At 69.7% G+C, this 20,426-nt stretch carries 14 protein-coding genes and 1 pseudogene; 5 read left to right on the forward strand and 10 right to left on the reverse strand.

The features are described 5' to 3' along the window. Positions 1–350 precede the first annotated feature (350 nt). Positions 351–887: a hypothetical protein gene (locus tag ACWCP8_RS24390; protein ID WP_451118087.1), complete on the forward strand. Its 537-nt coding sequence runs from the start codon at positions 351–353 to the stop codon at positions 885–887. A gap of 504 nt (positions 888–1,391) precedes the next feature. On the opposite strand, the gene ACWCP8_RS24395 is transcribed toward ACWCP8_RS24390, so the two are convergent. Further along, positions 1,392–3,494, reverse strand: a complete 2,103-nt coding sequence (locus tag ACWCP8_RS24395) for a SpoIIE family protein phosphatase (protein WP_451118089.1) — start codon at positions 3,492–3,494, stop codon at positions 1,392–1,394. Positions 3,495–3,943: 449 nt separating this feature from the next. On the opposite strand from ACWCP8_RS24395, the pseudogene ACWCP8_RS24400 reads away from it, so the two are divergent. Next, a pseudogene (locus ACWCP8_RS24400) lies at positions 3,944–4,143 on the forward strand (IS200/IS605 family accessory protein TnpB-related protein); the annotation flags it as partial. A 219-nt stretch (positions 4,144–4,362) separates the two neighbouring features. Further along, positions 4,363–4,533, forward strand: coding sequence for a hypothetical protein (locus ACWCP8_RS24405; RefSeq protein WP_352267226.1), 171 nt, complete (start codon positions 4,363–4,365; stop codon positions 4,531–4,533). Positions 4,534–4,661: 128 nt separating this feature from the next. Here the strand turns inward: ACWCP8_RS24405 and ACWCP8_RS24410 are convergent, their stop codons facing one another. Both ACWCP8_RS24410 and ACWCP8_RS24415 read right to left on the reverse strand, forming a co-directional pair. Continuing rightward, positions 4,662–4,904 (reverse strand): hypothetical protein, encoded by a 243-nt coding sequence (locus ACWCP8_RS24410; RefSeq protein ID WP_451118091.1) that lies wholly within the window; start codon positions 4,902–4,904, stop codon positions 4,662–4,664. Positions 4,905–4,952: 48 nt separating this feature from the next. Next, positions 4,953–5,084: a hypothetical protein gene (locus tag ACWCP8_RS24415; RefSeq protein WP_382838375.1), complete on the reverse strand. Its 132-nt coding sequence runs from the start codon at positions 5,082–5,084 to the stop codon at positions 4,953–4,955. Between the two features lie 436 nt (positions 5,085–5,520). On the opposite strand from ACWCP8_RS24415, the gene ACWCP8_RS24420 reads away from it, so the two are divergent. Next, a complete protein-coding gene (locus tag ACWCP8_RS24420; RefSeq protein WP_451118093.1) occupies positions 5,521–8,865 on the forward strand; it encodes a S8 family peptidase in 3,345 nt (1,114 codons plus the stop codon). A gap of 167 nt (positions 8,866–9,032) precedes the next feature. On the opposite strand, the gene ACWCP8_RS24425 is transcribed toward ACWCP8_RS24420, so the two are convergent. Continuing rightward, positions 9,033–10,352, reverse strand: a complete 1,320-nt coding sequence (locus ACWCP8_RS24425) for a DUF6777 domain-containing protein (RefSeq protein WP_451118095.1) — start codon at positions 10,350–10,352, stop codon at positions 9,033–9,035. 143 nt (positions 10,353–10,495) lie between these two features. On the opposite strand from ACWCP8_RS24425, the gene ACWCP8_RS24430 reads away from it, so the two are divergent. After that, entirely contained in the window at positions 10,496–11,776 is a 1,281-nt protein-coding gene (locus tag ACWCP8_RS24430; protein WP_451118097.1) for a streptophobe family protein, read from the forward strand. A 174-nt stretch (positions 11,777–11,950) separates the two neighbouring features. Here ACWCP8_RS24430 and ACWCP8_RS24435 read toward each other — a convergent pair whose 3' ends face one another. The 6 genes from ACWCP8_RS24435 to ACWCP8_RS24460 form a co-directional block, all read right to left on the reverse strand. Next, positions 11,951–12,994: a serine/threonine-protein kinase gene (locus tag ACWCP8_RS24435; RefSeq protein WP_352267217.1), complete on the reverse strand. Its 1,044-nt coding sequence runs from the start codon at positions 12,992–12,994 to the stop codon at positions 11,951–11,953. Next, the gene (locus ACWCP8_RS24440) at positions 12,994–13,683 is read right to left on the reverse strand and encodes a hypothetical protein (protein WP_451118099.1); all 690 of its coding nucleotides are present in this window, start codon (positions 13,681–13,683) and stop codon (positions 12,994–12,996) included. Before ACWCP8_RS24440 ends, ACWCP8_RS24435 begins: the two co-directional genes overlap by 1 nt. A gap of 15 nt (positions 13,684–13,698) precedes the next feature. Next, positions 13,699–16,053, reverse strand: coding sequence for an FHA domain-containing protein (locus ACWCP8_RS24445; protein ID WP_451118101.1), 2,355 nt, complete (start codon positions 16,051–16,053; stop codon positions 13,699–13,701). Positions 16,054–16,202: 149 nt separating this feature from the next. After that, positions 16,203–17,840, reverse strand: coding sequence for a phosphoglucomutase (alpha-D-glucose-1,6-bisphosphate-dependent) (gene pgm, locus ACWCP8_RS24450; protein ID WP_451118103.1), 1,638 nt, complete (start codon positions 17,838–17,840; stop codon positions 16,203–16,205). 47 nt (positions 17,841–17,887) lie between these two features. Next, on the reverse strand, positions 17,888–18,634 hold the full coding sequence (locus ACWCP8_RS24455) for a 4'-phosphopantetheinyl transferase family protein (RefSeq protein ID WP_451118105.1): 747 nt from the start codon (positions 18,632–18,634) through the stop codon (positions 17,888–17,890). A 212-nt stretch (positions 18,635–18,846) separates the two neighbouring features. Further along, positions 18,847–20,415: a tyrosine-type recombinase/integrase gene (locus ACWCP8_RS24460; RefSeq protein WP_451118107.1), complete on the reverse strand. Its 1,569-nt coding sequence runs from the start codon at positions 20,413–20,415 to the stop codon at positions 18,847–18,849. Between the last annotated feature and the right edge of the window lie 11 nt (positions 20,416–20,426).

The raw sequence follows: 20,426 nt of genomic DNA on the forward strand, positions 1-20,426 counted from the left end.
TCCGGGTAGCAGAAAGCCTGTTCGAGGTTGGGCGAGCAGCGACTGTTACAGAATTCCGCGCCGGTCTCGCAAGGGTGAGCCGTGGCGCACGCGGGTTGACGTGGCGCGCGCTGTGCCGGGTGTGCCGGTATCGAACGGGTGGGTGCAGTGGCCAGCGATTGACAGGTACCCGGGTAGTTGAATACGTGCCAAATGCACGCGTGTGTGACGGAAATGTCTGCATTTCGTAACACGCAATGAGGCGCCTGTCGTAAATCGGGCAATCAGTACAAAGTGTGCGCTCTCGGCATCACGCCGGGACCGATCAACGCTCGGGCCGCACGGTCCGGGCCTGCACTTGAGGGGTTTTCATGTCCCGTTCCGCACGGCGGTTCGCTGCTGCCGTTATTGTTGCCGGCGCGCTGGTGGGCGCCGCCGCTCTCCCGGCCGCCGCCGACGACAACGACCGCGGTTATGGCCGGCCGAGCTCGTATTCCGGCGTCTACCTGGGCGACATCCAGTACAACAGGCCCGGATCCGACAACGGCACCAACCGCAGCTACGACGGGTGGTGGGGCCACGGACGTGACGACGACAACCGCCGTCACGAGAATCGCGATCACGATGGTTGGGGCCACAAGGACCGCGACCACAAGGACCGCGACCACAAGAACCGCGACCACAAGGACCGCGACCACAAGGACCGCGACCACAAGGACCGCGACCACAAGAACCGCAACCACAAGAACCGCGACCACGATGGTTGGGGCCACAAGGACCGCGACCACAAGAACCGCAACCACAAGGACTGCGATCACAAGGACCGCGACCACAAGAACCGCGACCACAAGAACCGCGACCACAAGAACCGCGATCACGACGGTTGGGGCCACGACGGTCGTCGTTGACCCCCTGCACCCACCTGTCCTGACCCTCTGACCCCCGCTCCCTGACCCGGGAGCGGGGCCCCGCCCCATTCGCCCGCGGCGCACCCCGGCCCCCGGCCGTGGTGCGCCGCCTGACTCAGAGGTACCGGTCCATGGGCCGGGTAGTTGTACAGGTCCTCGTCCTCGCCCTGCCGCTCGCGGCGCCCGGCCGGCGTGGGCAGCAGCGGTGTCTCCGTGTCCGGGCTGAACATGATGCGCTCAGTGGTCCGGTCGATCTCGGTGAGGGACCGCCGTGTCGATGCGGGCTCCAGAGCGGCGGGCAGCTCGGACGGGGGGCAGCACGGTGCTGCGAGCCGTGGCGGTCACGGCCATCACCGGCGTGCACAGGGCGACGACGACGAAGGCCAGGGTCCGCAGCGGGTGCGGCACCGCGCGGCTCGCATGCGGTTCTCCGTGGGACGTGTGCGTGCCCATTCCCTTGTGCTCCGTCGCCCTGCGGACCGGGGTGCCCGGAGGGTGCCCACGTCATTCGGGGCGCGCGATCTCTTGTTCGGCCCAGAGCGCCTTGCCGGTCCGGCCGTACCGGGTGCCCCATTGGGTGGCGAGCTGGGAGACGATGAACAGCCCGCGCCCGCCCTCGTCGACGGTCCGGGCATGGCGCAGATGCGGTGCCACCGGGCTGCTGTCGTGGACCTCGCAGGTCAGGAAACGGTCCAGGATGAGCCGCAGTTGCAGGGGTGGGGTGCCGTAGCGGACGGCGTTGGTCACCAGCTCGCTCACGATCAGCTCGGTCGCCTGGGCCGTCTCGTCGTCGAGCTCCCAGCCGTCGAGCCGGTCGCGCACGAGGGTACGCGCGACGGCGGGAGTCGTCCGGTCGTGGGCCAGTTCCCACGTGGCGACGCGGTCGGGCGGCACGATGCCGGTACGCGCGAGGAGGATGGCCGCACCGTCGGGGACACTGTCGGCCGGCAGGGTGTAGACGACGCCGTCGCACAGCTCCTGCAGAGTGCGGTCGGGGCGCGCGAGCGCGTTCCGCATCCGGGTGGCGGACGCGTCGTCCGGCAGCAGGGCGCCGGTGGCGAACGCCAGGATGCTGCCCTTGTCGAGTTCGAGGGTGGCGGTGGCGAACGGGGCGCTGTCGGCGGCGAAGAGCGCAGGCCCCTCGGGTACGTCGACGGCGGGCGCGCTGCCGTCGGGTGCGATGACGATCGGCGCGGGATGCCCCGCGCGGGCGACCGTACAGGTGCGGGTGAACGGGTCGTAGACCGCATAGATGCAGGACGCTTTGAGTAACTCCCGTTGCAGCGAGTCGCCCGGCGGCAGTGCGGCGCGTTCGTCGGCCAGGCGGTCCGCTGTGTCGTTCAGCCGGGCCAGGACCTCGTCCGGCTCGAGATCGAGGCCGGCCAGAGCCTGGATGACCGTACGCAACTGCCCCATGATGATGGCCGTCTGGAGTCCGTGGCCGGCGACGTTGCCGACGACCAGCGCGGTGCGGGCGCCGGACAGGCCGATGGTGTCGAACCAGCATCCGCTGTTGCGCCCGGGCAGCAGGACATGCGCGGTGTCGACGGCGACCCGGGCACTGTCGCCCTGCGGAAGCAGCCTGCGCTGGACCGTCGACGCGATCACATGGTCGCGCTCGTACCGGCGCGCGTTGTCGATACTCAGGGCGACATGGACGGCCGCGGACTGCGCAAGCGTGATGTCGTTCTCGTCGTACGGATCCGATCCCGGGCACCGGTACAGGCTCACCAGCCCGAGGATCGCGCTGTGCAGCTTCAGCGGGACCACCATCAGCGAATGGGCCTCGAGCGCCTGGATCACCCGGGCGGTCTGCGGGTCCGCGGCGAGCCACGGGGTGTCCGCGTCGAGTGCGACAGTCCGGGGCTGCAGGTCCGACACTGCCAGGGCGAACGGGGTATGGGCGGGCAGCAGGCGCGTGTCACCGACGAGCCCTACCTGGTCGCCGACGCCCTTGACACCGTGAAGGGCGGACCGGCTGATACCGCGAAGGGCGGCCCGGCGCAGCGGGACGTCCGGCCCCAGCGGGCCCATGGGAGGATCCGCACCGCGCAGCACATCGTCCACCACCTCGACCACGGCGAAGTCGGCGAACCCCGGCACAGCGGCCTCGACGAGCGCCTGGCAGGTGGTCGCCACATCGAGCGACCGACCCACGCCCTTGAGCAACCTGGCCCGGTACATCGCACGGGTGCGAGCCTTTTCGCGTTCGGTGACATCGACGACGGCGGCGAGCAGCCCGAGGATCTGCCCCTTTTTGTCGTTCAGCCGGAAGACGGTGACCGTATAGCTGCGGTTCGGACCCGGCGCGCTCTTGATACGGCCGTGGACCAGCCGATCGTGCACCGGCTCACCCGTGTCCAGCACGCGTTGCAGCAGCTTCCCGGTGGAGCTCGGCCGGTCGAGATGGTACGCATCGGTGAAGTGACGCCCGATCACCTGCTCGGCGAGGTCGGCACCGGCCAGAGAGCTGATCCGTACCACACGCAGCTGCGGATCGAGTACATGAAGACCCACCACGGACTGGGTGAACAGTCTGTCGAGGAGCGCCGCGTCCAGACCGTCGTCCTTCATGGACGCGGGGACCGGTGCACCTGCGTCCGACACGGTGTCACCCCCATCAGGCTATGCCCACCCCTGCGATTCGGCACGTACGCGATCAGCGTCCGGGCTCCCGTCGCGCCCCGCCACCGAGGAGCGGCAAACGAGTGAATCCACCGTCGCGACCCCGGGCGAGGACCGGGCCGTACCTGCCGCTGCATGTTCCGGCGCAGACACGGCAACTTTTCGGCGTCCGGTGGTGACTGACGTCACGTAACCCGCCCCCGGCCGGAAGGCGCGAAACCGTGGCTCACCCGCATCACCGATCCCCCCGCAGACGCCGCACCGGCCGGCTGCGCCCTCTGTTCACCGCGCCGGCGGCCGGTGTGCTGGGGGTGGGAACGGGGGTTCTGGGGTCGAATGGGCGACCTTGGCTGCTTCGGCTCGTTGGGTTGGGTGACGGATGTCCGGCCTGGGCGGGGGTGATGTGATGGGTGGTCTACGGGAGCTGTGGCCGGCATTGCAAGGTCGCGCATATCCAGAAGCTGGATGCCGGGATCAGGACGTTGCGGCACCGGCTGTCCCTCCCGCTCGGGGAGAAGGACACCAAGGGGGCGGCGGGCGGCTACCGTCCAAGGGTGAGTGGTTCTGCAAGTCCCGCCGCCTCGCGGCACTGGAAGACCGGCACACCGCTGCTGTCGCCGACCGGGAGGCCCGCACAACCGTGAACGTCTCGGCCTGCTGCGCGTTCGCGACAACGCCATCGTCCTCCATGCGATGCGATGGCCGGACGAGGGGTGGTGTGTGGTGCGCGCCGAACCGATCTGCTCCAAGCCTTGTTTTGGGCCAGTGTCAGTCCGGGTCGAGGAGTGGCGGCGGGAGCGGGTGTGGCCGGAGCGGGTGTTCCTCGGTACCCGGCATCTGGTGGCCGTGCGTGTGGGTCAGGCCCGTCATGCGCGGCTGGTGGCCCGACCGGGCGACGGCCGAGAGGAAGTACACGCGGTGGATCGGCGAGCGCGGCGGCAGGGACGGCCCCCGCACCACGCTCACCGACGAAGCGGAGGGCGGGCGGGTGCTGAAAGCCTGGCCGGCCGAGGACCGCTGATACCGCCCGCACTGGCGACGGCACCTGCCACACTGGCCGTTGCCTCGCTGCGTCCCCCGTCGGCGGGGCCACTCACTGCGGGGTGCGGCCGTCACTGATCGATAGCGACCGGCGGGTCGGCGGGGTTGTCACTCAGGGCAGAGAGTCTCCCGCAGCGCGGCATTCAACTGCTTCCCTTGCGCGTCCGTCAACGGCCGGGAGTCGCTCCCGGACCGCTGCGCCGCGAGCCAATCAGCCTTTTCATCCCCGTCCATAAGTGTGGCGCACTGGTTTCGCCCCGCATCGATGGCTTTCGCCTCGGTGTACGGCTCGCTCCCTGCGCGGCCAGAGAAGCACGCGCCTTCGATCAGTTCGTCACTCGGTTCCGCCACGGCCGGATCGTAAACGGCGGCACTGACCATCGACCGGAGCCGCGCAGCTCACGCCGCCTCGACGGCATCCGCGCGGACCGCGGCCGCCCACTCCACCAGCAGCCGCTCGTACTCCGCAGCATCCTCCGGCGACAGACGCCGGCCAGACCGCTCCCACAAGGCGCGGATGTCCTCGTTCACCGCGGCAGGAGAGCGCACAGGCGTGGCAGGAGAAGAGGTTGGGGGCATGCGAAAGGAGTACGACCGGGCGCTGACAATGCACTCCGCCCGACCGTCACTTGGGGAGGTCGGCGACGAACCCCCCCTCGCCGCGCACGCGGAGCGCATCCGGCCTGGCAGAACACCGCCTACAGCCGACCGCCGCACCCGGGCTTCTTCATCGGCAGCCGGAGGGCGACACCACCACGGCCGACCGTCTCCGTGTCATGAGCGCGTATCCGTACCCATAGGCGCATTTCCGTCAACTCCGCACACGTGTCGCGGAAATGTTCATGCGTTCGGGTGTCCCTCGGTCATAATGCGTCGACCGGGGGGTGCGGAGACATGTGCGTGACCCCGCGGAACTGGCGGTTCCTGAGGAACCACTTGATCTCCAGGGGGAGACTTGCACAGACATGTGAAGAGTGCGTGCGTATCCACCCTTGCCGCGGCAGCCGCCGTGGCGCTCGCGGCGGGCATGACCACCCCGGCCGTGGCGACAGTGGATCGCGCGCAGACGAGGGCCACGGGTACACAGTTCGTGGCCCCGCACCACATCACGCTCATCACCGGTGACCGCGTCTCCGTGGACGCCAAGGGCCGTGTCGTGACGTTCGAGCCCGCCAAGGGGCGCGAACACATACCCGTGGCCACGCGCATACGCGACGGGCACACGCTCCTCGTTCCGATCGACGCCCAGCGGCTGATCGTCGACGGCAAGCTCGACGAGCGGCTCTTCGACGTCACCGAGCTGAACCGTGCGGTGAACCGCAAGGCCCAGAAGGCGGGCCTGAAACTCATCGTCGGGTATCGGGGCGGACAGGCCGCCGCGGCCAGGGCCGAGGTCCGCGCAGCGGGCGGTACGAAGGTCCGCCGGACCTTGAAATCGCTGAACGCAGACGCGCTGACCACCCCGAAGAACGACGCCAAGGACATCTGGCAGGCGCTCACCAGCAAGCGCGCGGGCAGCGCCGAACGCGCCACGGCCTCCGGTGTCGACCGGGTCTGGCTGGACGGGGTGCGCCGGGCGAGCCTCGACAAGAGCGTGCCCCAGATCGGTGCGCCGGCCGCGTGGCAGGCCGGTTACACCGGCAAGGGCGTCAAGATCGCTGTCCTGGACACCGGTGTGGACGCCACCCACCCCGACCTCCAGGGCCAGATCCTCGCCGAGAAGAACTTCTCAGCGTCGGCCGACGCGGTCGACCGCTTCGGGCACGGCACCCATGTGGCTTCCATCGCGGCCGGTACGGGCGCGAAGTCGGACGGGAAGTTCAAGGGCGTAGCCCCGGATGCCAAGCTCCTGAACGGCAAGGTGCTCGACGACAACGGCTACGGTGATGACTCCGGCATCCTGGCCGGCATGGAGTGGGCGGCCGAGCAGGGCGCCGACATCGTCAACCTGAGCCTGGGCGGCGCCGACAGCCCCGAGATCGACCCGCTCGAAGCCGAAGTGAACAAGCTGTCGGCGGAGAAGGGCATGCTGTTCGCCATCGCGGCGGGCAACGAGGGCGAGGGCGGGGCCGGCACGGTCGGCTCGCCGGGCAGTGCGGACGCCGCGCTGACCGTCGGCGCGGTCGACGACAACGACAAGCTGGCCACGTTCTCCAGCCGCGGTCCGCGTATCGGTGACGGTGCGATCAAGCCCGATGTGACCGCACCCGGTGTGGACATCACGGCCGCTGCCGCACCCGGTTCCGTCATCGACCAGGAGGTCGGGCAGAACCCGCCGGGCTATCTGACGATCTCCGGCACGTCGATGGCGACCCCGCACGTGGCGGGCGCCGCGGCGCTGCTCAAGCAGGAGCACCCGGAGTGGAAGTACGCCGAGCTGAAGGGCGTGCTGACGGCGTCCACGAAGCCGGGCGCGTACACGCCGTTCGAGCAGGGCTCGGGCCGGATCGCCGTCGACCGGGCCATCGGTCAGAGTGTCGTGGCCGATCCGGTTTCTGTCGGCTTCGGGGTGCAGCAGTGGCCGCACACCGATGACACCCCGGTCGTCAAGAAGGTGACGTACCGCAACCTCGGTACGACGGACGTCACCCTCGACCTGGCGGTGACGGCCACCGGCCCGAAGGGCCAGCCCGCGCCGGCCGGCTTCTTCACCCTCGGCGCAGACAAGGTCACCGTCCCCGCGGGCGGTACCGCCGAGGTTCCGCTGACCGTCGACACCAAGCTCGGTGGCACGGAGAACGGCAGCTACTCCGCCTATGTCGTCGGCAGCGGCGGCGGTCAGACCGTCCGCACCGCGGCCGCGGTCGAGCGCGAGGCCGAGTCGTACACCGTGACACTCAAGCACCTCGACCGGCAGGGGAAGTCCGCCGCGCTCTACGACACGAGCCTCGTCGGTATCTCCCGGGACGTGGCGGACGTGTGGCTGGACCCGAAGGGACCGACCGGAACGGTGAAGGTCCGTGTTCCCAAGGGGAGTTACGCGGTCAACACCGGCATCTACGTGGACCCGGAGGACTTCGCCAAGGGCACCGACTGGATCTTCCAGCCGAAGCTGAGCGTCACCAAGGACGTCACCGTGACGCTCGACGCCCGGAAGACGAAGCCGGTGAACATCACCGTGCCCGACGCGGACGCGAAGTCGCAATTCGCTTCGGCGGACATCCAGATCGAGACCGAGCAGAGCGGCTACGACTTCGGCTGGTGGCTCGGCTCGTTCAAGGGGTTCCGCACCGCCCATCTGGGCGCGCAGGTGACCGACGGCTCGCTGTCCCAGTTCTGGTCCGGCATCTGGGCCAAGGGCTCATCGACCGGCTACAACATCGTGCTCGGCGGGCCGGTGAATCAGGTCGCGACCGGCTACACCAAGAAGTTCACCACTGCTCAGCTCGCCAAGGTGAAGATCGGGCTCGGCGCCTCCGCCGCCGGGAAGACCGGTGGGCTCAACCCGTGGGGCTATGTGCCCGGAGCGTTCTCCAACATCTCCGTCTCGACGGAGCAGAGGCTCCCCGCCACCCGCACGCTCTATCTGTCGACTGCGAACAAGGTGAAGTGGAGCTTCGACTTCGAGCAGTACGGCGGGGTCGACTCCGAGGGCTTCCCGGTGACCGACGCGTTCTACACGCTGGGCACGCCGCAGACCTTCGCGGCGGGCAAGAGCTACGGGAAGACCTTCAACACGGCTGTGTTCGGCCCGAGGATGGACAAGTCGTTCGGTCTCTTCCGTGAAGGAAACGACCTCGTCGGTGTGCTGCCGCTCTTCGCCGACGGCAAGACCCACGCCGGCTCCTCCGCCTACACCTCGGTGAAGACGTCGCTGTACCGCAACGGCGCCAAGATCACCGAGAACGCGGACCCGCTGGACGGGCAGGGCTTCTTCAAGGTCCCCGCCGGTGACGCCGAGTACCGGCTCACGACCTCTGTGAAGCGATCGGCGAAGGTGGCGTCGGCGTCCTCCCGGATCGACGCCAGCTGGACCTTCCGGTCGAAGAAGACCTCTTCGGTCGCACAGCTGCCGGCCTCCACGGTGCGCTTCTCGCCCACTGTCACCCTGGACAGCAAGGTCACCGCGGGCAGGACCGCCTCCGTTCCGGTGAAGGTGCTGGGTGCTGCTGCCGGTACGAACCTCAAGTCGCTGACCGTGTACGTCAGTTACAACGCCGGTACGACCTGGAAGAAGGTCACCGTCAAGTCGGGCAAGATCTCGGTGAAGAACCCGGCCAAGGGGAAGTCGATCTCCTACAGGGCCAATGTCACGGACAAGAAGGGCAACAAGTCGTCCGTGTCGATCTACAACGCGTACTACGGGAAGTGACGGCGCTCAGCCGCTGAACTCCGTGTGAGTGGCGCGTGATCCAAGGCGGCCTGCCGGGACGGTCCTCCGTTCCGGCAGGCCGTTCGCATGTGCGGAGGTCTCGGTGCCGTAGTGCGATCGCCGTGCCCGGCGCCCGGCACGGCACGTCCACGACTCACCGGCGCCGCTCAGGCGATCGGGTAACCGGCCGGGGACTCGTTCCCGGAGACCGAGGCCACCGCAGAGGAATCCGGTGACCCGGAAAGCGATGGCTCCGGGGCCGACCGGGACGCCGGCGACTCGATGACAGGCGGCGGGCCGGAAGGCTCCTCCGGGGAGGGCGGGGGCGGCGGACCCGACGGCTCGGTGGACGGGGACCCGGTGGACGGGGACTCGGGGGTCGCAGATCCGGGGGACGGGGACCGGGGCGAGACGGATTCGGGGGACGGGGACTTCGACGTGTCCGAGGCCGGTGGACACGGCTCGGTGGACTTCCCCCCGGGAGCCGACGGGCAGGGCGACGGCGTGTGCTCGGCGGGCGGCTTCGTCTTCTTGTCGCCGCCGCCGGTGTCACCCGCATCGCGAGTGAACCAGTTGCCGCTCTTCGGGTCGTACATGACGAACTTCTTCACCACGCGCGGTGCGGGCTCCACCACCACGACGTTCGAGGAACGGTACCCGGGCCAGGGCTCACCCTTCACCTCGGGACTGCCCTTCAACGGGACCGGCTCGAGCAGCGGATTGCCGCACGCGCAGCGCACCCGCGGTACGCCGCGGTCGTCGACGAGCACGGCCGTTCCGGCCTGAAGCACCGCCTGATAACTGGTGGCGGAGCCGTCCCGGAACCCGTGGTTGGTGACCCGCGTGTCCAACCGCAACTGGACGGGGGTCAGCGCCCGCAGGTAGGCGGGGACGTCGGTCGGATCGATCCCCAGTACCCCGGCGAAGGCGTTGTTCTTGTCCGGTTCGGCCGTCAGCGCCTTGATCTGTTTCTCCACGTCGCAGCTGGCGACCTTGCGGGTCCCGCCGTACAGACCGGGGGTCGAGCCGTCCACGCCCTGCGTGACGCCCACCCCGGTCCTGGTCGGGGTGGGCGCCGTGGTCGGTGTCGCCGGGGCGCTGCTCCGCGCCGTCGAGTCGGTGAACGGGTCCTGTCCGGCCGATCCTGCCGGCTGCAGGAAGATTTCGCCGCGCGCCTTCGAACCGCCGTCGGGGCGGATGAAGAAGACGACGGCCATCACGGCCACGGCGACGATCACGGCGGCGATCGTCGCCACCTTGGGCACGGACTGCCACCACGGGCGGCCGGGGCCGCCCGCGGACCCGCTCGGGCCGCCGGGCCCTGAAGACCCGCCCGCGCCGCCGGAGCCTCCGCTGCTCGGCGGCCCGCCGCCGGAGCCGGACGGAGTACCGGGCGGTGGCGGCACGGACGCCGGTTGCGTGGGGCCCGAGAGCGGGCCGGCAGGGGGGCCTGTCGGGCGGTCGGACGACGGCGGTTGGCTGCTCACGGCCTCTTCTTCCCCACGTAAGGATCAGTCCCCCTTCTTCCCGCGTGTGCTCATTGTGTGCGCGCGTACCGCGCGCCTCGCAAGCTGACGCTGACGGCCCCTCCCAAGGGGCGGTCCGCCCCGCGTCTGCCTAGCGTGGCAGCGTGAGCCAACAGGCATCCAGCGACCGCAGCCGTGCGCCGAGACCCGCGCACGGCTGGGGTCACGCCCTTCTGACGGTGCTCGCCGGGCTGGTGGTCATGGTCGCCACGGCCGCCCTCGGCCTCTGGGCGGCGGGCGCGGCCGGCCTGCCCGGCAGCGCCTTCCCGCGCGTCGTCGCGGCCGTCGTCGTGATGGCGGCAGGCGGCTCCGTCGAGCTCTCGGGCAACGTGGGGGACCTCGCCAGGACCCATGCGGAGTTCTCGGTGCTTCCGCTGTCGGTGACCCTGGCCGGCGCCCTGGTGATCGCCGCGGGATTTCTGCGGCCGCTGCGCCACCGTGCCGTCGCGGGCACGCGCGAACTGGCCGGCTGGGCCGCCCGGGTGGCGGTGCTGTGGGCACTGGTCCTCATCGGCCTGTCGGTGCTGGCCAGAGCGAGCTTCGACATTTCCGTCCGCAACGCGACGGACGCGGCCATCGCGGAGCTGCTGGGCGTCTCCCCGAAGGTCGGGTTCGGGGCCGATATCCTCCTCACCCTCGTACTCGGACTGCTCTGGCTGGCTGCCATCCTCGTCCTGGCCCTGCTCGTGTCGCGCAGCGCGCCGCTCCCGGGCCGCCTCCTGCGCTTCCAGGAGTCGGTGCGCCCGGCCGCGTACGCAATGGTCGCCCTGCTGCTGGGGTACGTCGTCGTGGGACTGGTGGTCGCACTCGTCGTCATGGTTGTCCGGGGGCACCCGGCCGACACGTTCGCCGTGATCCTCCTGGGGCTGCCGAACCTCGTCTGGCTCGCCTACACGCTGGGGCTCGGCGCGTCCTGGGAGGGGAAGGTGGACGGCCCCTTCGGGCTGCCGATGCCGCAGATGCTCGACTCGGTACTGCGTACGCCGGACATCTCCACGGTCAATGTCTCCACGCTCGCCGAGCACGACGGACGGGCGTGGTGGCTGGTCGTCGCCGCCGCGGTGCTGACCGTGGCTGCCGCGTGCCTCATGGCGGTCCGCTCACCGGCCCGGATACGGCCCTGGCAGCATGCCGTCCACATGGCGGTGGCGCTCGTCCTCACCGTGCTGACCATCTGTCTCGTCGCGAGGGTCTCCGCGCACTACGGCGTGTCGTTGCTCGGCATCGGAGACCTCGGCGGCGGCCTCGGCGGGGAGCTGACGCTGCGACCGCGGCTGTGGTCCGCACTTGCTGTCGCCGCCCTCTGGGGCCTGGTCACCGGATTCCTCGGCGGTCTGCTCGCCTCCAGGGTCGACCGGCGCGGAGAAGTGCCGACGAACGGCTGAGACGGGCGCGACCACCGCCAAGGGCTGTCCCGTAATCCCTGGCGGGCGCACGACAACAGCTACGGCGCCTCGCTGTGTTGTCGTAACGCCCGAATACGCCCCGTACGAGGACGCCCCTCCCCCTTTGCGATGCACTGCGTCCGACGCCGTGCGCTCCACCAGGGATTACAGCCCTCAGCGTACGAACCCCGGGAAAACGGGAAGCGCCCAGTGCGGCGGCGCGGGCGGTGGTTCGGGCCCGGTGGCCCATGCACCGATTCGCTGGTCCACCTGCGTCGGCGGATGGTCCTTCCGCACCGTGCTCCGCGCTGCCGAGCGCAGCGCGGCGACGAACTGCAGACAGGAGTCGTACCGGTCGTCAGGGCTCTTGGCCAGGGCCTTCGCCAGGACGTCGTCGACGGCGGGCGGAAGATCGGGGCGCCGGCCGGTCAGCGGCGGCGGCGGGTCGAACTGATGGGCCCACAACAGTGCCATGTCGTCGTCCCGCTGAAACGGCGGTACTGCGGCCATCGTCTCGAACACCACACAGGCCAGGCTGTAGACATCGCACCGGCCGTCCACCGGGCGGCCGGAGATCTGTTCGGGCGCCACGTAGTCGAGCGTGCCGACGAACTGGCCCACCGAGGTGAACCCGGTCAGCGACAGCGACTTCTTCGTCAGCCCGAAGTCCGTGAGGTACACATGCTCCGGGTGGTCGCTGTCCGTGCCCGCAGCAACCAGGATGTTGCCGGGTTTGACGTCACGGTGCACCAGGTCATGGTCGTGTGCGGCGTCGAGCGCGGACGCCACCTGCGCGGCGATCCGGACCGCCGCCGCGATCGGCAGCGGCCCCTGACGGTCGATGAGGGCGCGCAGGTCCTGGCCGGCGACGTAACGCATCGCGATGTAGAGGAGGCCCTCGGTCTCCCCGGCCTCGAAGACCGGCACGATATGCGGATGGTCGATCGCGGCGGCGACCCTCGACTCATGGGTGAACCGCTTCCTGAAGGTGTCGTTGCGGGCGAGTTCGGGGGCGAGCAGCTTGAGCGCGACCGTCCGGTCCAGCCGCAGATCCTTGGCGCGGTACACGACCGCCATGCCGCCGCGGCCGATCTCGCTCTCCACCCGGTAACCCGCGATCTGCCTGCCGAGCAGATCGGACGGTCGGCCCACGGGCAGCGCCGTGTCCTGCCGCGGGTCGGGGGAGTGCGGGGCGTTCGGCGCGGGGGCGGGGGACATCATGCGTCACCCGTCCGGGTGGGCGGATGCGCGGTCTCCGGCCCGGGCTCGTCGACGGACTGCAGGAGCTGCGTCGGTTCGGCATCGGCGGGATCCGCCGGGCGGGATCCGGCCAGCTGCGCGGGGTCGACGATCTGCGTCGGCTCAGGCTCCGGTGCGTGCACCTCGTCGGTCCCGCGGTCCACGGGGGCCTCGCTCGGGCGGGCCGGACCGGCCGAGGCCGCGTACGTACTCAGCTGTGTCCCGTCGGAGTACACCCAGCGCTCGTGCTCGGCGTCGTACAGCCACACCGCCTCGCCGTCGACAACCATGCCCACCCGCAGCCCCTGGGTACGACGGCGGAAGGTCTCCCCGTCGATCCGGCCCTCGGCCAGCTCTTCCGCGGCGCCCCGGTACCGGGCCAGCGACTCCTGGACCTGCGCCATCAGCGGCCGGGGATCCGCGGTGCGCGCGAGTGGCTGCCCGGGCTCCGGCGGACCGTGCGGTACGGAGACGAGCAGCCGGCCGTCGACCCATGCCGACCAGCCGTTCGAGCAGAGGATCCGCCCCCAGTCGCCGCGCCGGCCGACCAGCTGGACGGGAAGCAGCGGGTCGAGCGGCTCGGTCGGCCGGGACATGTCGGGTGCCTCCCAGGCGGACATCCCGTCCGGGGGGACTACATGTGTGGGGCGGAACTCCGGTGTCGCCATGGGCTCCCGCCTCCGCTACTTCCGCATGATGACGGGCTCGTGCCGGCGGAGCAGCCGCGCCACCACCAGTCCGAAGACGACCGACAGCACCACCAGCATCCCCATGTTCAGCAGCCACGTTGCCGCGGAGTGGTCGAACAGCGGATCCGAGCTCACCTTTCCCGGCACGATCCTGCCGAGCCCGATGGTCCCGCCCATCGCCGCGAGCGCCCACCGGGACGGCACCAGCCACGCCAGCTGCTCCAACCCGGGCACGCCGTGCAGTTTCAGCAGCGCACCGCAGAAGACGACCTGGACGATCGCGAGGAGCACCAGCAGCGGCATGGTGACCTCCTCCTTGCGCACCAGAGCGGAGACGAGCAGACCGAGCATCATCGCCGTGAACGACAACATGGCCACGGCCAGCGTCATTTCGGCCAGCGGTGGCAGAAGAACGCCCTTGCCGCCCGGGGCGTTCAGATCGACGCCCGCCAGGCCGACGAGGGTCAGGACCACGGCCTGCAGCACCGTAATGGTGCCCAGGACAACCACTTTGGACATCAGATACGCCGATCTGGACAGCCCGACGGCACGCTCCCGCTGATAGATCGCCCGCTCCTTGACCAGTTCCCGAACGGCATTGGCGGCGCCGGTCAGTACGGCGCCCACGCAGAGGATCAGCAGCGCGTTGATCGCCGTGTCCTGGGTCAGCCGGCTGCCGGCCAGGGCCCGGGTCATCGCGCCCATCACGAACGGCAGAGCGATCATGATGGCCAGGAAGGTCCGGTCGGCGCTCAGCGCGGCGGCGTACCGGCGGGCCAGCGTCCGCAGCTGAGCGCCCCCGCTCCGGGTCTTCGGCGGCGGGGCGACCGGCGCGGCCGCGGCCTGCGGCAGCCGGGGCTGCGCGGTGGAGTTCGCGATGTACTGCCGGTGAAACGGGGACGCGCGGTACTCCGCCGACCAATTCCGGTCCCGGTCGTTCTCGAACGCCTCGAACGCCTCCGGCCACTGCTCGAACCCGAGGAAGGGGAGCGCATCGTCCGGCGGCCCGTAGTAGGCGGTCTTCCCGCCGGGGGCGAGCACCAGCAGCCGGTCGCAGACATCGAGGCTGAGCACACTGTGCGTGACGACGATGACCGTACGCCCGTCGTCGGCGAGCCCCCGGAGCATATGCATGACCGAGCGGTCCATGCCGGGGTCGAGCCCCGAGGTCGGCTCGTCGAGGAAGAGCAGCGACGGCTTCGTCAGCAGCTCCAGCGCGACGCTGACGCGCTTGCGCTGGCCGCCGGAGAGGCTGTGGATCGGCTGCTCCGTTCGTTTTTCCAGACCCAGCTCACGTATCACTTCGGCGACCCGGGCCCGGCGTTCGGACGGGTCGGTGTCGTGCGGGAAGCGGAGCTCGGCGGCGTATCCGAGGGCGCGGTGCACGGTCAGCTGGGAGTGCAGGATGTCGTCCTGCGGGACGAGCCCGATGCGATGGCGCAGCTCGGCGTAGTCGTGGTAGAGGTCGCGGCCGTCGTAGAGGACGCTGCCCTCGTCGGCCGGCCGGAGGCCGGTCAGTGCATTGAGCAGAGTGGACTTACCGGAGCCGCTCGGACCCACCACGCCGAGCAGACACTTCTCGCCCACCGGGAAGGAGACGTCGTCGAGCAGGGTCTTGCGGCCCCGGTCCACGGTGACCGCCAGGTCCTGTACATCGAGCGAGACCTCACCGGTGTCGACGAACTCCTGCAGCACGTCGCCGACCAGAGAGAACTCGGAGTGACCGATGCCGACGATGTCGCCGGCGGCGACCGGGGCGCGGCCGACCAGCTGGCCGTTGAGATACGTGCCGTTGTGCGAGCCGAGGTCGACGATCTCGTACGTGCCGTCCGGATGTGCCCGCAGTTCGGCGTGCCGGTGCGAGACGGTCAGGTCGTCGACGACGAGGTCGTTGTCGGCGCTGCGGCCGATGCGTACGGTATGGATGGGCCGCGGCCGCACGGTGGTCGGCTGCCGGAACGTGCCGGTGGCAGCGGGCATGGAGACGGCGGACGGGCGGTCGGCCGGGTGCAGCGCGGGGGTCGGGGGTGCCTGTCCGACCAGAACGGCGCACGGCCCGTCCGCGGGGTGACCGAACCGGATGACGCTGCCGGGGCCCACGCCCGACTCATGGATGCGCTTGCCCCCGGTGTATGTACCGTTCGTGCTGTTCTCGTCCTCCAGGGACCAGTGGTCGTCCACCGGCCGGAGCACCGCGTGGTGCCACGACACCCGGACATCGTCGATGACGACGTCGCTCAGGGGGTCGCGGCCGACGTGGTAATCCCGGCTCGGACTCATCACCGTGGGACCTGCATCGGTTTCGAGCACAAGTTCGGGCGCAGTCGACGCGACAGGCCGGTCTACCATGCTCGAATTCTATCTATTGGTCCCTTTATGTGCTTGTGGGTCACCGCTGCCATTCCCGGACGCAGCGGCACGTACACCCTTCACCACAGAGCCGCCTCCCGCGGCGGCCGAGGTCACGGGAGGCGGCTCTTCTGTCTTCGTGACCGGACTCAGGCCAGGGCCGCCGAGACGACCGCCTCGGCCTCGTCCTGCACCCGGCCGAGGTGATCGGAGCCGAGGAACGACTCCGCGTAGATCTTGTAGACGTCCTCGGTGCCCGAGGGGCGGGCGGCGAACCAGGCGTTCTCCGTGGTCACCTTGATGCCGCCGATCGGTGCGCCGTTGCCCGGAGCGGAAGTGAGCACCGCCGTGACCGGTTCGCCGGCCAGCGTGTCGGCTGTGATCTGCTCCGGCGAGAGCTTGGCGAGTACTGCCTTCTGCTCGCGATCGGCGGGGGCGTCGATGCGGGCGTACGCGGGCTCACCGAAGCGCGTGGTGAGTGCCGCGTACTGCTCCGACGGGGACTTCTCCGTCACTGCGAGGATCTCCGACGCCAGCAGCGCCAGGATGATGCCGTCCTTGTCGGTCGTCCAGACCGAACCGTCACGGCGCAGGAACGACGCACCGGCCGACTCCTCGCCGCCGAACCCGAACGACCCGTCGACCAGACCGTCCACGAACCACTTGAAGCCGACCGGCACCTCGACCAGCTGCCGTCCGAGATCGGCGGCGACCCGGTCGATCATCCCCGACGACACCAGCGTCTTGCCGACGCCCGCCGCGGCCGGCCACTGTGCGCGGTGTGCGAACAGGTAGTTGATGGCTACCGAGAGGTAGTGGTTCGGGTTCATCAGCCCGGCGTCCGGAGTGACGATGCCGTGCCGGTCGGCATCCGCGTCGTTGCCGGTGGCGATCTGGTAGCGGTCGCGTTGCTCGATCAGCGACGCCATTGCGTACGGCGAGGAACAGTCCATCCGGATTTTGCCGTCCCAGTCCAGCGACATGAACCGCCAGGTGGGGTCGGTCAGCGGATTGACGACCGTCAGATCGAGCCGGTGCTGTTCGGCGATGCGGCCCCAGTACGCGACGGATGCGCCACCCAGTGGGTCCGCGCCGATCCGTACCCCGGCGGCACGGACCGCGTCGAGGTCGAGCACGGACGGCAGATCCGCCACGTAGCTGCCAAGGAAGTCGTACGTCGAGGTGGTCGGCGCCGCCAGCGCGCGGACGTACGGCAGCCGCCGCACGTCCTTCATGCCGGCCGCGATGATCTCGTTGGCCCGCTCCTGGATCCAGCCGGTCGCCTCGGACCCGGCCGGGCCGCCGTTCGGCGGGTTGTACTTGAACCCGCCGTCGCCGGGCGGATTGTGGGACGGCGTCACCACCACACCGTCGGCGAGACCCGACGTACGGCCCCGGTTGTGGGTGAGGATCGCGTGCGACACCGCGGGGGTGGGGGTGTAGCCGTCGGCGGAGTCGATCAGCACCGTCACGTCATTGGCGGCGAACACCTCGATGGCGGTGACCCGAGCGGGCTCCGACAGCGCATGGGTGTCCGCCCCGAGGAACAGTGGCCCGTCCGTGCCCTGCGAGGCCCGGTACTCGCTGATGGCCTGGCTGGTCGCGGCGATGTGGTCCTCGTTGAACGCGGTGGCCGTCGACGAACCGCGGTGGCCGGAGGTGCCGAACGCGACCCGCTGATCCGGCACGGCCGGATCGGGGTGCAGCGTGTAGTACGCCGTCACCAGCCGGGCCACATCAGTGAGATCCTCCGGCCGCGCCTGCTGTCCCGCTAGTTCGTGCGGCATCTGCCCACTCCTCCGTATCGGTCGGTCGTCATGCTCTGCCCGCCGGTTCATTTTCGCCGGTGGCCGTCCGCGACCGGTGACTGCCCCGCCGCACGGACGGCCACCGCGGCCGCATAGCCGCCCGGAACCAGCACATCGGCGACCGTCCAGCCCGCCGGCCCGGGCCGCGGCACGGGTCCGGTTCCCAGATGGTCGAGGGAGAGATCGCGGGCCAGCCCGATGCCCTCGCCTTTGAGATACGCCTCCTTGCGTGTCCAGGCCCGGGCGAAGGCGACGGGCCGGTCCGACGCAGGGAGCGCCGCCAACTCCCGGGACTCCGCCGGATGCAGCATCGCTCCGACCTCCGCCGCCGCCTCACTGCCCGGTACAGCCTCCACATCGACGCCCAGCGGCACGGCGGCGAACGCGAGCAACGACAGGTCCCGGCTGTGCGAGAGCGAGAAGTGCACCCCGCCGTCGGTCGCGGGCCGGCCGTGCGGTCCACCGCAGGACGGGCACGGCTCGCGGACCATCCGTACGTCGTGGGGTTCGACGCCCAGCCGGGCACCGAGCAGTATCCGCAGCGCCACATGGGCCGCGACGTAGCAGCGGCGGTCGGCCGATGCGGCAAAGCTCTCGGCGCGCCGCTGTTCCCCGGCATCGAGGATCCCGGGGGCGAGCCGCTCCGCACGATCACCGTGCCGCGCGGCGTCCACGATCCACAGGGCGGGTGTCCGGGCAGGCCACGACGGCAGCGCACCCCGGCTGCCGTCCTTCGGGTCGAACTCGATGGGCTGATGCACAGGTCGAGTCATCCATTCACCTGACGAACGCCGTGAGGAAGCGTTGAGCTCGGATTCCCATCCCGCAGATCCTCATGAGGAAAGACCGAGGCTATACCCTGTGGCCTGGACATTTGTCATTTCCTTGATCGGCTTTTGGTCTAAACCACTTGTCGATTGGGTCCGATGAGGGTTCAAGGGGGCCAGAAGGGGGCCTCCGTGCGGGAGAGGGGCCCCCACTCCCGTCAGGCCGCCTCTTTGCCCTGTCCCTTGGGCGCCTTCTTCCCCTTCTTCTTTGCCTTCTTTGTGGCCTTCTTGTTCTTCTGGGCGCGGAACGCGGCGATCAGGTTGAGGGAGGCCGAGGCGGTCGCGGCATGCATCTCGGGTAGCACCGTCTGGTAGGTGTCGGTCGTCATCCGCATCGAGGAGTGTCCCAGCATCGCCTGGACGGCCTTGGGGGCGACGCCGGCGGCCAGCGCGAGACTCGCGGCCTCGTGGCGGCCGTCGTGGAGTCGGATCGGCGGCAGGCCGGACAGCTTGACGAGCCGTACCCAGCGGTCGGAGAGGGCCTGTGGGTGGTACACCTCGCCGTCTTCCCGGGTGAAGACCCTGTTGCCCGAGTCCTTCCAGGCCTTGTGCTTTTCCCACTCGGCGCGCTCGGTGCGCTGCTTCTTGCGCCACGCTTTGAGCAGGCTCACCGAGTCGCGGTTGAGCTTGATGTCCCGGATGCTGTCGGCTTTCGGGGTGTCCTCGTGGATCTCGGAGGAGATCGACACCAGTTGCTCGGTGATGTGGATGACTTCCTCGTCCAGGTCGACTTCGTCCCAGGTGAGCGCGGCCAGTTCGCCGCGGCGCAGGCCGTGGAAGAGGATCAGATGCCAGGCGGCGAATTGCCGGTCCATGACGATGAAGTCCAGGAACTGAGCGGTTTGCTCCAGGATCCACACCATGACTGGCGACGGCTTCTGGCCGGTGCGCTGCCAGCTGGCGACGCGCGGGGCGGTCCATGCCAGTGCGCGGGGCTTGACGACTTTGGGGAGGGTGAGGAACGCCGCGTAGTTCTTGGCGATCAGCTCCTCCTTGAGGGCGTCGCTGAGCGCGGAGGACAAGGTGGTCTTGATGCTGAGCATGGTGGCTGGGCCGGTGGCCCGCCGCAGGCGCTGGCGCTGGGCCAGGTGCTGGTCGCGGGCGGTTGTCCAGATGGCGCGCAGTCGGGCGCGCTCGTTCTTTTCGGTCAGGGTGGCGACCGGCGCGGTTCGCCATGCCTGGGACGCGGCTTCGGCAGTTGCCTGGAGTTCCTGCACGCGGGTCCGGTGTTCCACGCGCCGTTCGTTGTCTGTGATGATCCAGTCGAAGATGGCCTGGCAGTGTCGGGCGCGCAGGTCGCGCAGCTTCAATGCGCCGAGGTGGGGGGCCAGGTACAGCTCGATGTCCCGCTCGTACTCGTGGGCGGTGGTCCGCTTGAGTCCGGCCTTCTTCTTCTTGATCCAGCGGGTGAGGAACTGGGCCACGGTCTCGTCCGACAGGACGTTCACGCCGGCTTTGGAGGCTCGCCATATTTCCTCGGCCTGACGCGCGGCCTCTTCCTGGGTACGGAAGCCTCCCTCGCGGGCCCGCTTGCGCTCGCCGTCGCCGCTGCGCTCGAGCTCGATCTGGTAGAACCACGAGCCGTGGTTGCGCTCCGTGAGCCGCGGGCAGTTGCGGTCCAGGCGGCCGGTCTTGTGCTCGCCGGCGTCGGTGAGGACGGGGTCGCCGTCCCTGTTGAACAGCGGCCCGTGACAGGTGCACCTCTTGTACGTCTTCTCTTCGAACAACGTCCCCCCAA

This window comes from Streptomyces sp. NPDC002206, assembly GCF_053593595.1.